The 15,249-nt window shown below is 63.6% G+C and carries 10 protein-coding genes, 4 tRNA genes and 1 pseudogene; 4 read left to right on the plus strand and 11 right to left on the minus strand.

The features are described 5' to 3' along the window. Positions 1-13 precede the first annotated feature (13 nt). The 3 genes from ACQKQA_RS14725 to ACQKQA_RS14735 all read right to left on the minus strand — a co-directional run bounded on the left by ACQKQA_RS14725 (position 14) and on the right by ACQKQA_RS14735 (position 3,796). On the minus strand, positions 14-2,863 hold the full coding sequence (locus ACQKQA_RS14725; RefSeq protein WP_427558616.1) for an ATP-binding protein: 2,850 nt from the start codon (positions 2,861-2,863) through the stop codon (positions 14-16). 247 nt (positions 2,864-3,110) lie between these two features. Then, positions 3,111-3,323 carry a hypothetical protein gene (locus ACQKQA_RS14730; RefSeq protein ID WP_427558619.1) on the minus strand — a complete coding sequence of 71 codons (213 nt, stop codon included), beginning with the start codon at positions 3,321-3,323 and terminating at the stop codon, positions 3,111-3,113. 20 nt (positions 3,324-3,343) lie between these two features. After that, positions 3,344-3,796: a fimbrial biogenesis chaperone gene (locus ACQKQA_RS14735; RefSeq protein WP_427558622.1), complete on the minus strand. Its 453-nt coding sequence runs from the start codon at positions 3,794-3,796 to the stop codon at positions 3,344-3,346. Positions 3,797-4,146: 350 nt separating this feature from the next. On the opposite strand from ACQKQA_RS14735, the gene ACQKQA_RS14740 reads away from it, so the two are divergent. Both ACQKQA_RS14740 and ACQKQA_RS14745 read left to right on the plus strand, forming a co-directional pair. After that, on the plus strand, positions 4,147-7,350 hold the full coding sequence (locus ACQKQA_RS14740; RefSeq protein WP_427558625.1) for an autotransporter outer membrane beta-barrel domain-containing protein: 3,204 nt from the start codon (positions 4,147-4,149) through the stop codon (positions 7,348-7,350). Between the two features lie 466 nt (positions 7,351-7,816). Continuing rightward, complete coding sequence (locus tag ACQKQA_RS14745) at positions 7,817-8,290, plus strand: RICIN domain-containing protein (protein WP_427558628.1); 474 nt, start codon at positions 7,817-7,819, stop codon at positions 8,288-8,290. Positions 8,291-8,457: 167 nt separating this feature from the next. On the opposite strand, the gene ACQKQA_RS14750 is transcribed toward ACQKQA_RS14745, so the two are convergent. From ACQKQA_RS14750 to ACQKQA_RS14765, 4 genes are all read right to left on the minus strand, one after another. Beyond that, positions 8,458-8,533 (minus strand) — tRNA-Gly (locus ACQKQA_RS14750). Positions 8,534-8,536: 3 nt separating this feature from the next. Beyond that, positions 8,537-8,612 (minus strand) — tRNA-Glu (locus ACQKQA_RS14755). Between the two features lie 102 nt (positions 8,613-8,714). Beyond that, a tRNA-Gly gene (locus ACQKQA_RS14760) sits at positions 8,715-8,790 on the minus strand. Between the two features lie 2 nt (positions 8,791-8,792). Continuing rightward, positions 8,793-8,868, minus strand: a tRNA-Glu gene (locus ACQKQA_RS14765). Positions 8,869-9,245: 377 nt separating this feature from the next. Between ACQKQA_RS14765 and ACQKQA_RS14770 the strand changes: the two genes are divergently transcribed. Beyond that, complete coding sequence (locus ACQKQA_RS14770; protein ID WP_427558631.1) at positions 9,246-10,004, plus strand: hypothetical protein; 759 nt, start codon at positions 9,246-9,248, stop codon at positions 10,002-10,004. A 103-nt stretch (positions 10,005-10,107) separates the two neighbouring features. On the opposite strand, the gene ACQKQA_RS14775 is transcribed toward ACQKQA_RS14770, so the two are convergent. The 3 genes and pseudogenes from ACQKQA_RS14775 to ACQKQA_RS14785 all read right to left on the minus strand — a co-directional run bounded on the left by ACQKQA_RS14775 (position 10,108) and on the right by ACQKQA_RS14785 (position 13,042). Then, complete coding sequence (locus tag ACQKQA_RS14775) at positions 10,108-10,989, minus strand: methyl-accepting chemotaxis protein (protein WP_427558689.1); 882 nt, start codon at positions 10,987-10,989, stop codon at positions 10,108-10,110. Next, positions 10,972-12,114, minus strand: a pseudogene (locus ACQKQA_RS14780) (HAMP domain-containing protein); the annotation flags it as partial. The gene ACQKQA_RS14775 and the pseudogene ACQKQA_RS14780, both read right to left, overlap by 18 nt. Positions 12,115-12,280: 166 nt before the next feature. Next, positions 12,281-13,042 (minus strand): SDR family oxidoreductase, encoded by a 762-nt coding sequence (locus ACQKQA_RS14785; protein WP_427558692.1) that lies wholly within the window; start codon positions 13,040-13,042, stop codon positions 12,281-12,283. A 233-nt stretch (positions 13,043-13,275) separates the two neighbouring features. Between ACQKQA_RS14785 and ACQKQA_RS14790 the strand changes: the two genes are divergently transcribed. Next, on the plus strand, positions 13,276-14,283 hold the full coding sequence (locus ACQKQA_RS14790; RefSeq protein ID WP_427558634.1) for an NADP-dependent oxidoreductase: 1,008 nt from the start codon (positions 13,276-13,278) through the stop codon (positions 14,281-14,283). A 114-nt stretch (positions 14,284-14,397) separates the two neighbouring features. Here ACQKQA_RS14790 and pyrF read toward each other — a convergent pair whose 3' ends face one another. Further along, positions 14,398-15,096 (minus strand): orotidine-5'-phosphate decarboxylase, encoded by a 699-nt coding sequence (pyrF, locus tag ACQKQA_RS14795; protein WP_162237386.1) that lies wholly within the window; start codon positions 15,094-15,096, stop codon positions 14,398-14,400. Between the last annotated feature and the right edge of the window lie 153 nt (positions 15,097-15,249).

A 15,249-nucleotide genomic window follows, 5' to 3' on the forward strand; every position in this document is an offset into this window, starting at 1 on the left:
ACCAGCGTCCTGGCTAAACGACATTCTCCAGCGCCTGCCGCAACACCTGCTGGGTCAGGGGCTTGAACACCACTTCATCCATCCCGGCGGCCAGGCAGCGCTGGACTTCCGCCTCCTCGGCACTGGCCGTCGCGCCGAGGATCCAGCAACGCCGGCGGCCGCTCTCCCGCTCCAGCTCACGAATGCGCAGGGTCAGGTCATAGCCCCCCAGGCGCGGCATCTGGCTGTCGGTGATCAGCACGTCGTACTCGGCCGCTTGCCAGGCTTCCAGTGCCGCCTGCCCATCCTCGGCCAGCGTCACCCGATGGCCCAGCACCAGCAGTTGTTCCTCCAGCGTCAGCCGACTGAAGGCATTGTCTTCGGCGACGAGAACCCTCAACGCCGGCTGCTCCGCGCTGCTTGTCTCCGGCACTGGTGCCATGGCTGCGGCGGGGGCCTCGGCCAGCGGCAGTTGCAGGGTCACGCTGAAACAGGAGCCGATATCCGGCTCGCTGCTCAGGGCGATGCTGCCGCCCATGAGTTCCACCAGCCGCCGGGTGATATTCAGTCCCAGCCCGCTGCCAAAGGTTTGTCCGGCCTGGGCCGAGTCGACCTGGGAGAACGGCTGGAACAGCCTGGCCTGATCCTGTGCCGAGATGCCAATGCCGCTGTCGATGACTTCCAGCAGCAGGTTCAGGCGCTCGCCCTCCCGGCTCCCCGAGGCCCGCAGCGTCACCCTGCCCTGCGCGGTGAACTTGATGGCATTGCTCAGCAGGTTGAACAGCACCTGCTTCAGATGCAGCGGGTCGATCGACACCCATTGCTCCATGTCGCCCGCGAACTGCATCTCGAACGCCAGCTGCTTCTGCCGGGCCATGCCCACCACCAAGGGCGCGATGGCCTCGATCTGGGCCTTGAGCAGCACCGCCTCCGGCGCGGAATCGATCATGCCGGACTCGATGCGGTTCAGGTCGAGCACATTGCCCAGCAGCAACAGCAAGCCCTGCGCCGCTTCCTGGGCGACCGCTAGCGACGGCAGGTCCAGCTCGCCCTGTTCGGCCTTCTGCTGCACCACTTCCTGCAGGCCGATGATGGCGTTCAGCGGAGTACGGATCTCATGGCTCATGGTGGACAGGAAGACGCTCTTGGCCTCGTTGGCGGCTTCGGCCTTCTCCCGCGCCAGTGCCAGCTCGGCTTCGGCCTGGCGGGTCTTGCGCACTTGCCGGGTCAGGTAGAAGCCCCAGACCAGCGAGAGCAGGACCAGCAAGCCGAACACCCCGCCGAGCCTGAGGATATTGCTGCGATGGTCGCGCCAGAAGTGGCTGCCGGAGGTGGAGAACCGCGGTTGCCACTGGGCCACGATTTCCGCCACTTCCTCCGGCGCGATGGCGACCTGGGTCTTCTCCAGGATGCTGCGCAGTTCATCCTGGCCCTTGAGCACGCCAAGGCTGATCGGCCGGGAAAACTCGTCGAGAATGGCGCTCACCCCCAAGCGGTTGTTGAAGCGCTGCGCCGACATGAAACGACCGGTGTAGTCCCCGGTGACGAGCGCGTCGCTACGCCCTTCGTCGACACTGCGCATGGCCTCCACGAAGTTGGGATAGACCTGCAGGCGGATATCCGGATAGTCCTGCTCGATGATCGGGTTGATGAAGTACCCGGCAACGCTGGCCAGGCGCTTGCCTTGCAGGTCCTTCAGGCTGTGGGCGGCGCCCGCTGCGCTCTGGGCGCTCATCAGCACCACCGAGCTCCTCAAATAGGGCCGCAAGAGCTCGATATCCGCCTCGGTATCGGGGTCCGTGGACACGATGGAGGTCATGATGGCCTTGCCATCGCCCATCTGCGCTTTCATCTCGGCATAGTTCTGCACGGGCACCATACGGAACCTCAGGCCGCTGCGCCGGGCGAGTAGCTTGAGATAGTCGGGGCCGATCCCCTGTATCCGTCCGCCGCTGTCCAACTGCCCCAAGGCCCCCAGGGAGTCGTTGACGATCACCGGGATTTCCGGGTGCGCGGCCAGCCAGCGATTCTCGGTGGGCGTCAGGGTCACCCGGCGCTGAATCAGGTGCAGGCTGCGCCCCGCTCTCCAGCCGCGCAGGATGCTTTCGCCGTGGCGCGCCCGGATGGACGGCAGGGCCCGCTCGATCACCCCGCGCAACCGGGTGTCGCCGGCGCGCAGCAGGAAACCGAAGCCACGGCTGTCCAGGGGCGCGAAGTTCTCGATCCGCAGGTTCAGCAGATAGTTGATGTTGATCAGGAAATGGGTGGAGACCGCATCGTTGATCACGCCGTCGACCTCGCCCAGGCTCAAGGCCTCGAGCGCATGCTTGGGCGTGGCGAACATCAGGAAGCGGCTGTTCGGGTAGGCCGCGGCTAGCTGCTCCTGGGGGATATAACCGGTCGCTACCGCCAGGGTCGTACCCGGCTGCTGCGGATCGAAAGGACGATCGTCGGCCGTGACCAGTGCGGGTTGATCGGGCTCGTAGGCATTGGTCAGCTGAAGGTCGTTGTCCCTGGCTTCCAGTGCGGTACCACTGCCGAGCAGGTCGATTTCGCCCTCGCGCAGGGCGGTCAGCGCCGCTTGCCGGGAAGGATACTGGCGCACCCTGGGGCTCGCCTCGAACAGCAGGGCCAGATAATCCGCGGCAATCCCCTGGAAACGATCGCCGCCCAACATCTCCAGCGGCGCATAGTCGGGCGTCGTCGCCCCAACCCTGAGCGGCCCCCGACTGGCCAGCCATTGCCGGTCCTCCTCGCTCAGCCAGGGCCGGCTGCTCACCGCCACCCGCCCGACCAGGGAAATGGCCTGCTCCTGGGCAAACAGCAGCGGCGCTGGCGCCAACAACAGACAAAGCACGACAGCCCGGCAACACGCTGGAATCATGGAATACCTTCCTTAGAATCGAACCCCGATAACCAGCGCAAATCGGCCGCTGCCCCACGAACGACAACGTCACCCTCTTGTGGAGAGCAACGCTTCGGTCTGCGGCGATGGGGATGGATCAGAAAAATCCGAAGGTATTCTAGCCGGGCAGCGGCGCTTGGGAAAAACGCTATCGACGGCAGGTCAGTGTGTGGGCTGTCACACTCTTGAACCTTGTGGGGCTCTTGGTGCCCATGACTCGTTGCGCTCAGTTGTAATCGAGCACGAAGTTCATGGTCCCGTCCGCCTTGCCCGGCGTCATCTGGCCCGTGGTCGGCACATATTTCGCTTTGCCGGCGAAGTGATGGATTTCGCCATCCGCGGTCGAGCGGTCCCAGTCCAGCTTGATGGAGCGGGCGATATCGAACGGCAGCTTGACGCCCTTGTCGTTGACCACGGAAATCCCGACTCCCGAGGCCACACCGGCCTGGCCCTGATTAGTCAGTTTGAGCAGGCCATCTCCCGAGGAACTGCCCTCGAAATGTTCTCGGCTTTGGGCTTTTGCGGGACTTCCTGCACGTTCAGCCAGAACACCGACTCTTTGTCCGTCGGCAGGCCTTCTCCGTAATACAGGATGCGCAGGGTTTTCTTCTCGCCGCTGCGCAACCGCTCGAGCGCCGGGGTCACGGCAAAGGGTGCCGCCCCCGCCGCGTTCGCTTCGACCCAGGCCTGGAGCATGAACTCCTCCTGCGCGCTGTTCTGCAGCTGAAGCGAACCTTCCTTGGCCGGCGCGGCCAGCACCACGCGGGTGCCGCTCAGGTTGATGGCGGCGTTGCCGGCAACGGAAAAACACAAAAGAAAACCGGCCAGGAGCGGCCCGGCGACGACTGGAGTTTTCATGGTGAAGAGCCCTCGGGAAGCGAAAAGACAGATTCCCGCCGCTGCACTTTGCAAGCCCTTCTCATCCCTCGGCCAGGCAGTCGCACAACGTGGCACAAGGTTACGGATGTACGGGAATCCATGACGCTCGAAAAGAACGAGCACCGGCAAAGAACAGGGCACCGACTCTATTGGCTGTAGGAGGATTCTTAAAAAAAAGTTCTGTCTTCTCTATGAACGGTAAGACCACCGCACTTTAAGTTTTGTCTTATTCAGGCAGTGGAATGGCGTACCAAAAATGGCCCGGCTTGCCGAGTTTTATTCCTTCAACCGCCCGGCCCCCTTGGGCGCGAATGCCGTCCGTTTCACGATCCGATCTTGATCCAGGGCTTTCGTTCCAAAGGGCGCCAACAGGACGCCGAGCCATGAAAATGCCCAATGCCCGAATACCGCTCACCCTCCTGAGCGCGCTGTTTCCAACACTGCCCATCACCGCGCTCGCCGCGGACTATTACAACCTCGACCTATCGTCCCCCACAGGGGAAAACCGCACGCTGCTCCCCGGCGATACCGTCGCCCACACGGGCAACGGCACGGCCGTCACCATCAGCGGAGTCAACAATGCCCTCTCGGGCAGTGGCATCAGCGTCCGCTCGGGCGTCGCCGACATCGGCAGCGGCGCCCTGGGCGTGACGGTCGATTCCGGCGGCTCGCTGGGCTTGTCGGACAGCCATGTCAGCGCCTTGGGCGCCAGCCAGGCCCAAGCCCTCACGGTGCGGGATGCAGGCAGCAAGGCCGTGCTGGACAACACCACGCTGGAAACCGAAGGGGTGCTCTCCCACGCACTGCAGGCCAGCAACGGGGCGCGCGTCGAGATAACAGGCGGTTCGGTCATCACCCGCGGCGAGCGCTCCGAGGGGCTGTATGCGACCGGCCAGGGCAGCAGCATGGACGCCGGCGACCTGCACATCAACGTGCTCGGCCATGGCTCCGTCGCGGTCCACGCCGAGGACGGCGCCAACATCACCCTGGACCGGGCACGGATCGAGTCCAGCGATACCTCCGCTCGCTGGGGCGGCAAGGGCATAGTCGCCACCCGCGGCTCGGTGACAGCCACTCACAGCCATATCGTCTCGAGCGCGGGCGCCGGCATCGACGTTTCCGGCGGTAGCGTACGGTTCTCCGACGGTACCGTCGACGCCCACACCGACGCGGTCTACCTCACCACGCCCTCCTACCCCGGCGGCACGCTGCCACCCTTGTCCAGCGTCGAGTTGCGCGATGTGCGGCTGCGTTCCGCGACGGCCTTCGGCTTGAACGCCAACAGCGACAACACCCGGGCCACCCTGGAACGGGTCGCGATCCTGGCCGAGGGCAACAATGTCGCCGGCATCTGGATACCGGGCGCCAACAGCGTCGTCGACACCAAGGACAGCAGCATCGAAACCAGTGGACGCAACAGCGTGGGAGTGAGCAACCGCGCCAGCGTCTTCACCCAGGACGGCGGCTCGATCACCACCCGCGGCACCAATGCCCACGGTCTGTATACGTCGTTCTACGACCCGGACGGCAATAGCTCCAGCGCCACGAGCAGGGTGCGCAACGTGGCGATCGAGACCTTTGGCGAGTTGGCCGCCGGGGTGATCTCGCGGGCCTCCGGGGCCAAGACCGTACTGCAAGACAGTTCGGTCATCACTCATGGCAAGGGCGCCTACGGCCTGCTCGCCAACTCCGCGCGGCTGGAGCTCGACGGCACCCGGGTGCGTACCTTCGGCGCTTCGGCCCCCGGGCTGCGAATGGGTAACCGGGGCGCGGCGGTCACCCTGGACCGGGTCGACCTACGGACCAGCGGCACGGATTCGGTCGGGATCATGGCTTACGCCTCTGAGGCCGGTGTCGATAACCGGCTGGACATCCGTGACAGTCATATCGAGACCGCGGACGGTGCAGCCATTGCCGTCAACGGCAGCGGCTTCACCGCGGAGGTGGCCGACAGCACGATCATCGGCAAGTCCGCTACGGGCGACGGCATGCTGCTCAACGTCAAGGATATGGGGGCGACCGCCGCCCGGGATGTACAGCTCAATGCCCAGCGCAGCCGCCTGGAAGGCGACGTGCTGCTCGACAGCGGCTCGGCCGGCATTGCCCTGCGCGACCATTCGCTGCTGACCGGCGCTCTGCTCGACAACGCCGGGCGCACGCTGGACCGAATGAGCCTCGACGACAGCAGCCTCTGGCGCATGCGCGAGAACTCCAGGGTGGCCCGGCTGGACAACGGCGGCATGGTGTCTTTCGTCACCCCGGACAGCGCCTTCAAGGTACTGGACGTAAGCGGCAACCTCAGCGGCGGCGGCCTGTTCGAGATGCGTACAGACCTGGGCGCCGGCCAGGGCGACCTGCTGCGCATCGGCGGCACGGTCGAGGGCAGGCATCGCCTATTGGTCAGCAACAGCGGCGCGGAACCGCCGATCGATGGCGGTAGCCTGAAGATCGTCCAGTCCGAAGGGGGCCCGGGCACTTTCGAACTGGCCAACCGCGACCAGGTGGTCGATGCCGGCACCTATCGTTATTCGCTGAAAAGCAACGACACCGCCGGCGGCCGCCCTGGCGACTGGAGCCTGTTCAATACCAGCCGACAGCCACCGACCCCGGATCCAGACCCCATTCCCGAACCAGCACCGGGCCCGGTCGCCCCGCCTGCGACAGAGAGTCTTTCCACCGCCGCCAACGCCGCGATCAATACTTCTGCCGCCAGCACGGTGCAGGCAATCTGGCAGGCCGAACAGGCCTCGCTGGTCAGACGCCTGGGCGAGTTGCGTCAGGGCAAGGACCAGGGCGGGGTCTGGATACGCGGTTTCGGCGAACGGCAAAGGCTCGACAACCGGGGCGGGCGCGGGTTCGAGCAGACCGTCAACGGCCTGCAGGTCGGCATCGACCGGGTTCTGGCGGTCGACGGCGGGCGCTGGTACCTCGGCGGCATGACCGGCACCGGCAGCGTCGACCGGCGCTTCCCCAGCGACGGCAAAGGCAGTGCCGACGGTTACCACTTCGGTGCCTACGCCACCAGGCTGGATGACAGCGGCTGGTATGTGGACAGCACGATCAAGGCCAGTCGCATTCAACAGGACTTCAAGGTAGTCGCCACCGACGGCCAGCCCGTGAAAGCCAGGACTCATCAAACCGCCATCGGCCTGTCGCTCGAGGCCGGACGCCAGATAGCGCTCGGCCAAGGCTGGTTCGTCGAACCGCAGGTCGGGGCATCGATGATTCATGCAAGCGGCGCCCACTACCACGCCAGCAACGGCCTGCGGGTCGATGCCGGCAGTGGCGACTCGACGCAGTTGCGCATCGGCTCGCGGTTCGGCCGGCGCTATGATTTGCCCGGCGGGGGTGCGGTTCAACCCTACGTCAAACTGGGTCAGGTCCAGGAGTTCGACGGCAAGAGCACCGTGCGCACCAACGGCATCGCCACCCGGACCGACCTGTCAGGTGGCCGGACGGAACTGGGCCTGGGCGTTGCCGCCTCGCTCGGCAACCGGCATCAGTTGTATGCCGACTACGAATACGCCAACGGCTCAAGGCAGGAAAAACCCTGGGCCGTCAGCGCGGGCTACCGCTATTCATGGTGAGCCGCTGCGCCACGCCCCCTCCCATCTCGTCTATCGGCGAGCGCTCTGGAACCAGTCTTGTTCGACAGCTGAGTCCGGAGCGCCTGGTCGGCGGCAACATCCAGAAATGAGCCTTAGTCCGAAACAATATGAGTCGATACTCCAGACGGCGCTAATCTGAGTCGCGCATCGGACAAGGAGGTTGTAGGGGCATTCGTGCCAAGGAGAGCCACGCACTCAGCGCCAGCACGCAATCTGCTCGGTACGTCCCCATCCAAGGCAATAGCCCATTCCCCATAGAGAACCCTTTGTTTTTGTCTTGCGAGAAGGCGAAAACAGCGGCGTCTCGTCACGCTCCTTTCAATGCTTATCGCCAGGGCAAGGCCCGACGGCTTGTTCGATGTATCAAGTAACACCCTGCCAACAGTGACCACGGGCAGGGCCTTGCTACTGGCAACGTGGTCACTCACCAGGAAGGTAAATTGAAATGGCTATCGACCCTAGACAAGCCCACACCAGGGTGATGATACAAAACATCAAAAGCGGCCGTTATCTGAGCATCGAGGGTGATGCCTCGAACTGGTCGGAAGATGGCGCCAGCCTGACCATTCGCGACAAGCTCAACAAACCGGTACTGGAAAGCCCGCAGGTCTGGCATATCATCCAGTTCCGCAGCGCCGCGTGGGTCCTGTTCAATCAGTACAGTATGAATGTCGCCTGCATTCGCAGTCGCAGCACCGACGATGGGGCCACTGTCATTCAATACCACACTCAGGGCCAGGCGTTCCAAGAGTGGGACTTCAAGCAGCTTCCCAACGGCAATTGGCTGATACGCAACCTCAACTCGGAGAAATATATCGGTCCGCAGGGTCGAAGCACGGCAAACGACCACTACTGCATTCAATGGAGCAATCAGACCAGCGAGGACAGCTACCAGCAGTGGCAATTCAATCCGATATGAGCTTGATCCCAGTAGTTGGGCAGGAGCTATTGGCAGTTCTGCTTTACCACTGCCCGCGGCGCTCTTGAAAACAGCGGACTTGGGTAAATACTGCAGAAACGAAAAAAGGACCCGAAGGTCCTTTTTTCTTTTCCACCGAATTCGATTGAATTCCATGGACGCATATTTGGAGCGGGAAACGAGACTCGAACTCGCGACCCCGACCTTGGCAAGGTCGTGCTCTACCAACTGAGCTATTCCCGCAAATGGCGTCCCCTAGGGGACTCGAACCCCTGTTACCGCCGTGAAAGGGCGGTGTCCTAGGCCACTAGACGAAGGGGACACTGCCTGAAACACCATGGTGTAGTGTTTCAGTTCCAGAAATACATCCGAAGATGCTTCCTGGTTTCACTCAACTTCGCCCGAAGGCCAAGCTGCTTAAAATTGGAGCGGGAAACGAGACTCGAACTCGCGACCCCGACCTTGGCAAGGTCGTGCTCTACCAACTGAGCTATTCCCGCATTGGCGTCCCCTAGGGGACTCGAACCCCTGTTACCGCCGTGAAAGGGCGGTGTCCTAGGCCACTAGACGAAGGGGACACGCTACAACATTCACTCCCTGCCGCGTTTCGCTGTGTGCTTTACGCTGCAAGTGGCGCGCATTCTATGGATGGTTTGGAGGGTCGTCAACCCCCTGAGATAAATTTATTTAAATCAATGACTTCGGGGTGGTTTGCCGGCCCTTTCGGGCATTTGTGCAGACTGAGCCTTGACGCCTATATTCTGACACTCGACAAGACGCTATAGTCCACATCCTTAGGTGATGGCAATATGAAACCAGCCAGACATTTCCTATATAAGCAGAGAATCGGCCTGTTTCTGCTCGTCGACCTGCGCTAGGCGCCCCAAGGCTAAGTCACTACACTCGCAACTCGCACGCGAACCCCAGAAAGAGGTCTTACACGGTGACACCACTCATGATCACCCTGCTAGTAATAGCCGGGATCGTAATACTGATCGCCATTGGCTACATGAACCATGTGGTGGAAAACAATAAACTGGAAAAGGCCCGTACCAAGGTCGAACTCAATGACCGCCTGCGCCGCTGCGGCGAAATCACCGAAACCTTCCCTGGCCAGTTCATGTCGCCGGCACTCAAGCTGCTGTTGACCCGACTGGAACTCAATGTCGTTCAGCGCCTGCTCAACCTGAGCAAGTCCGATGCCGCGCTCAAGGCCCGCATCACCGAGTTGAGTGCCCTGGTCGGCCAGGGCGAATCGATTCCGGTCAACAACCCGCCCTGCCCGATCCAGACCGAAGCCAAGGCCAAGGACGTGCGCTTTCTCCTGGAAGCCCTGCATGGCCAGGTGACCCGCGCCGCCCAGGACGGTTATCTGCCGACCAACGAAGCCAAGCAATGGATCCGGGAAATCCGCCACATCCTGGTGCTGCTGCACATCGAGTTCTTCAACAACCTCGGCCAGTACGCCCTGCAGCAGGAACAGCCCGGCCAGGCCCGCCTGGCGTTCGAACGCGGCACGCAGTACCTGCGCAAGCAACAGGACCCAGCGATGTATCGCGAACAACTGGAGTACATGGAGAAACTCCTGGCCCGCGCCAATGCGATGGTCTCGGCCAGCACCCAGGCGGTGGAAGGCGAAGTCAACCAATTGACCGAAGGCCTGAAAGTCGCCGACGCCGACGCCGACTGGAAGAAGAAAGCGATTTACGACTGAGCCGTTCCCCGACTTGCGGCTGCCGCGCGAACCATTCGCGCGGCACGGTCCTCAAGCAAAGCTGCGCCCCTGGCGGCGCAGCCTTCAACGAACATCCGCGGTATTACAACCGGAAATGCCCGACCATCCCCTTCAACTCCGCTCCCAACTGCGCCAGCTCGATGCTCGACGCCGCGTTGCCCTGCATGGCCATTGACGACTGATCGGCGCTGGCGCGAATGCTGGTGACGCTACGGTTGATCTCTTCGGCGACCGAGCTTTGCTGCTCGGCGGCCGCGGCGATCTGCTGGTTCATCTGCTGGATCAGCGACACCGCCGCGGCAATACTGCCCAGAGCGCTTTCGGTCTGCAAGGCGTCGCTGACCGCCAGCTTGACCAGCTCGCCGCTGCTCTGGATCTGCTGCACCGACGACTGCGCCGCCGCCCGCAAGGCACTGACCAGGCGTTCGATTTCTTCGGTGGATTGCTGGGTGCGCTTGGCCAGGGCCCGCACCTCGTCGGCAACCACCGCGAAGCCCCTGCCCTGCTCGCCGGCACGGGCCGCTTCGATGGCCGCGTTCAGCGCCAGGAGGTTGGTCTGCTCGGCGACACTCTTGATCACCCCGAGTACGGTGCCGATATTCTGAATCTCCGCGCTCAGGCTTTCGATGCTGGAACTGGCGCTGGTCGCCGAATCAGCCAGTTGCTCGATGCGCTGCATGCTCTGGCGCACCACCCGCTGGCCGCTGTCGACCTTGTCGTCGGCGGTCTGCGCGGCCAGTGCCGCCTCCTCGGCATTGCGCGCGACATCGTGCACGGTGGCGGTCATCTGGTTCATCGCCGTGGCCACCTGCTCGGTTTCTTCCTTCTGGGTGCTGACCTCCAGGTTGGTCTGCTCGGTCACCGCCGACAGCGACTGGGCGGAACTGGCCAACTGCTCGATCCCGGCCTGCAGGCCACTGACAATGCCGCTCAAGCCGCTGCCCATCTGTTGCATCGCCAGCATCAGCTGGCCGATTTCGTCCCGGCGCGTCACCTCCACCGTCGCGCTCAGATCGCCGGCAGCGATCTGCTGCGCCACACGCATCACGCTGCGCAGCGGGGTGACGATCAAACGGGTAATGAGCCACGCCGCCAGCAGGCCGACCAGCAAGGCCAGGGCCGACGACGCGACGATCAGCAGCGAGTTCTTGTTCAGTTCCGCCTGCATCGCCTGATCCTGCGCGCCATAGGCCTGGTCGACCCGCCCCATCACTTGCCCGGCGCGCTCATGCAACTGCTGGTAGACCTTTTTCTCCTGCGCCAGCAGACCGGTGTACTCGGCGAGCTTTTCGCTGAAGCCGCCGATATGCCCGACCACTTCATTGAGTACGGTCTGATAACCGGGGTCCTTGACCAGAGTCTTGAGTTGCTCGGCCTGGGCCAGGGCCTGGTCGGCCTGCTCGATCTTGCCCTGCTCGCCTTCTTCCTCGCCCTTGCGGCTCTGGTCCAGGCGTACGCGGGCCTCGTTCATGGCTTGCAGCATCAGGCGCGACACCTGGCTGACCTGATTGGCCTGCTCGATGAATTCGCTGCCCTCATTGCCGGCGGAATCCTTGAGGGTATAGGTCCCGTCGTCGGCCAGGCCGGCCTGCAGCACGTCGAGGTTGTTGGCCACACTGGACACCGACCAACTGGCCATTTCCAGCGCCAGGTCCTTGGCCTGGGTCAGTTCGACGAACTCGTCGAAGGCCTTGCGGTAAGCCCCCAGCGCCTGCTCGACCTCGGTCATCGCCGGGACGTTCGCCGCCGAACGCTCCTTGAGCTGCGCCGCCAGGGCCAACAGGCCGTCGACGCCCTCATGCAAGGCATCCACAGTCTTGGCATCGCCGTGCAGGGCATAGTTCTGTTCCAGCAAGCGAACCTTGAGCAGGCCGCTGTTGAGCGACGACATCTGCTTGAGGTCGTCGAAACGCTGGCTGATGGTTTGCAGGGACCAGACGCCGATGGCGGCCACCAGTGCCGTCAGCAGCAACACCAAGGTAAAACCGACACCCAGTTTCTTCGCCATGCCGAGGTTGGCAAAACGTCCGTTCGTGGCCGAATTCATTGCGCTCAGTCCCCTTCCAGTCCCCAATGGCGACAGGGCCATTGTCCAGTTTTGCAGGTTCGCAACGGGCTGTACTGGAGCACAAGTCTCTGGCGTCGGAATAATGGCAAAAAGCTACGCGCCGGTCGTTTTCAGGATGCTCGAGGTCGATCCGGGACAGCCCTGGCAACCAGCGTTCACCAGGGCCTGAACCTGAGGCGCGGCAGCCTCAGATGGCGGTGGCGCCACCGTCGACCGCCAGGGCATGGCCAGTGGTGAAGGCGGCACCGTCGCTGCACAGGTACAGCACCGCGCTGGCGATTTCCTCGACCTTGCCGATCCGCCCGACCGGGTGCATGGCCGCGGCGAACTCGGCTTTCTTCGGATCGGCCTCGTAGGCACGACGGAACATGTCGGTATCGATCACCGCCGGGCATACCGCGTTGACGCGGATGTTCTTCTTCGCGTATTCGATGGCCGCCGACTTGGTCAGGCCGATCACCGCATGCTTGGAGGCGGCGTAGATACTCATCTTCGGCGCTGCGCCGAGGCCGGCCACCGACGCCGTGTTGACGATGGCCCCGCCGCCCTGGGCGAGCATCAGCGGCAACTGGTACTTCATGCACAGCCACACGCCCTTGACGTTGACCCCCATGATCGCGTCGAACTCGTCCAGGGTGCCCTCCGCCAGCCTGCCCTTCTCGATCTCGATCCCGGCGTTGTTGAAGGCATAGTCGAGGCGCCCGTAATGGCTCATCACCTGCGCCATCAGGTTCTGCACATCCGCCTCGTCGGTGACGTTGCAGCGCACGAACAGCGCCTCGCCGCCGGCGGCACGAATCAATTGCACCGTGCCCTCGCCCCCGGCGACGTCCAGGTCGGCCGCCACCACTTTCAGTCCCTCCGCGGCGAAGGCCAGGGCCGTGGCCCGGCCAATGCCGGCTGCGGCGCCGGTGACCAAAACGACCTGGCCGGAAAACGTCATGCTCATGGTGATGCCCTCGATGGAATGCATGGATAGGATGCGCCCAGTCTAGGCACAGCCGCCGGGCCCGCGGCAGCACTATCAGGCCACCGGTTGCCGCCTTATGCGCGCCAGTGATGAACGGCCCGGCACCACCATCACACCCCTGGATCGGCGCCTATTCGCTTCATCGGTAAACCTTGCGACCTGGCACCGCAGGGTCTATCAACTAAAGCTCCATTGACCCTCGAGTGCCTGCCATGACCAGCCAGACCAATCGCCAGTTCCTGCTCGCCAAACGCCCGGTGGGCGCGGCGACCCGCGAGACTTTCACCTATCAGCAGGTTCCCGTCGGCGAACCGGCGGCGGGCCAGATCCTGGTGAAGAACGAGTACCTGTCCCTCGACCCGGCCATGCGCGGCTGGATGAACGAAGGCAAGTCCTATATCCCGCCAGTAGGCATCGGCGAAGTCATGCGCGCCCTGGGCGTGGGCCAGGTGATCGCCTCGAACAACCCCGGTTTCGCCGTCGGCGACTACGTCAACGGCGCCCTGGGGGTGCAGGACTATTTCGTCGGCGAGCCACGCGGCTTCTATAAGGTCGATCCGCAACTGGCGCCGCTGCCGCGCTACCTGTCAGCCCTGGGCATGACCGGCATGACCGCCTATTTCGCCCTGCTGGACGTCGGCGCACCTAAGGCCGGCGACACCGTGGTGCTGTCAGGGGCGGCCGGCGCGGTGGGCAGCATTGCCGGGCAGATCGCCAAGATCAAAGGCTGCCGGGTGATCGGCATCGCCGGCGGCCAGGACAAATGCCAGTACCTGATCGACGAGCTGGGGTTCGACGGGGCCATCGACTACAAGAGCGAGGACGTCCTGGCCGGTCTCAAGCGTGAATGCCCGAAAGGCGTCGATGTGTATTTCGACAACGTCGGCGGCGACATTCTCGACGCCGTGCTTAGCCGCCTGAACTTCAAGGCCCGGGTGGTGATCTGCGGCGCCATCAGCCAGTACAACAACAAGGAAGCGGTCAAGGGCCCGGCCAATTACCTGTCGCTGCTGGTCAACCGCGCGCGCATGGAAGGTTTTGTGGTGATGGACTATGCCGCCCGGTTCGCCGCCGCCGGACAGGAAATGGCCGGCTGGATGGCCAAGGGGCAGCTCAAGAGCAAGGAAGATATTGTCGAGGGACTGGAGACGTTCCCGGAGACGCTGATGAAACTGTTCAGCGGCGAGAACTTCGGCAAGCTGGTGTTGAAGGTCGATTGATCATCGAAGGCTGAAAAGCATCGCGGGCAAGCTTCGCGCCTACAGAAGCACGCAATCTTCTTCTGTAGGAGCGAGCGGGCGGCGATCCGACTTGCCCGCGATTGTCTCTACGGCTTACGCCAGCTCGGCCACCACGGCCGCCAGCGCCTTGGCCGGGTCCGCCGCCTGGCTGATCGGACGGCCGATCACCAGGTAATCGGAGCCGGCATCCAGCGCCTGGCGCGGGGTTAGGATGCGCCGCTGGTCGTCCTGGGCGCTGCCCGCCGGACGAATCCCCGGGGTCACCAGTTGCAGCGACGGGTGCGCGGTCTTCAGGGCCTGGGCTTCCAGGGCCGAACAGACCAGGCCGTCCATGCCGGCCTTTTCCGCCAGGGCGGCCAGGCGCAGCACCTGCTCCTGGGGCTCGATATCCAGGCCGATGCCGGCCAGGTCCTCGCGCTCCATGCTGGTCAGCACGGTCACGCCGATCAGCAGCGGTTTCGGGCCGCTGCGCTGATCCAGCACTTCGCGGCAGGCCGCCATCATGCGCAGGCCGCCGGAGCAATGGACGTTGACCATCCACACGCCCATTTCCGCGGCGGCCTTGACGGCCATGGCGGTGGTGTTGGGGATGTCATGAAATTTCAGGTCGAGGAACACCTCGAAACCCTTGTCGCGCAGGGTGCCGACGATTTCCGACGCGCAACTGGTGAACAGTTCCTTGCCGACTTTGACCCGGCACAGCTTGGGGTCCAGCTGATCGGCCAGTTTCAGTGCGGCGTCGCGGGTGGGGAAGTCCAGGGCGACGATGATAGGAGTCTGGCAAGCGGACATGAAGGGGGCTCTCAGGCAAGTCGAAATCGGCGCGGATTGTAGCGCAAGCGACGACACTCCGGGACCCGATGATCGGTAATTCGTCGCCAACGGCAGGTTGCGCACCGCCAGAATCGCCGCGCTACCGCCTCTGGCGGCGATTGTGTCGGGCCC

It is taken from the genome of Pseudomonas sp. NPDC089530, from assembly GCF_050280705.1.
In the GTDB taxonomy this organism is placed as follows: domain Bacteria; phylum Pseudomonadota; class Gammaproteobacteria; order Pseudomonadales; family Pseudomonadaceae; genus Aquipseudomonas.

Excerpts from the sequence above, each read along its gene's own strand:
- ACQKQA_RS14770 (WP_427558631.1), top strand. The coding sequence starts at position 9,246 with ATGATCACCCTGCTAGTAATAGCCGGGATCGTAATACTGATCGCCATT.
- ACQKQA_RS14740 (WP_427558625.1), top strand. The coding sequence starts at position 4,147 with ATGAAAATGCCCAATGCCCGAATACCGCTCACCCTCCTGAGCGCGCTG.
- ACQKQA_RS14725 (WP_427558616.1), bottom strand. The coding sequence starts at position 2,863 with ATGATTCCAGCGTGTTGCCGGGCTGTCGTGCTTTGTCTGTTGTTGGCG.
- ACQKQA_RS14775 (WP_427558689.1), bottom strand. The coding sequence starts at position 10,989 with ATGCTGGCGATGCAACAGATGGGCAGCGGCTTGAGCGGCATTGTCAGT.
- pyrF (WP_162237386.1), bottom strand. The coding sequence starts at position 15,096 with ATGTCCGCTTGCCAGACTCCTATCATCGTCGCCCTGGACTTCCCCACC.
- ACQKQA_RS14785 (WP_427558692.1), bottom strand. The coding sequence starts at position 13,042 with ATGAGCATGACGTTTTCCGGCCAGGTCGTTTTGGTCACCGGCGCCGCA.
- ACQKQA_RS14790 (WP_427558634.1), top strand. The coding sequence starts at position 13,276 with ATGACCAGCCAGACCAATCGCCAGTTCCTGCTCGCCAAACGCCCGGTG.
- ACQKQA_RS14745 (WP_427558628.1), top strand. The coding sequence starts at position 7,817 with ATGGCTATCGACCCTAGACAAGCCCACACCAGGGTGATGATACAAAAC.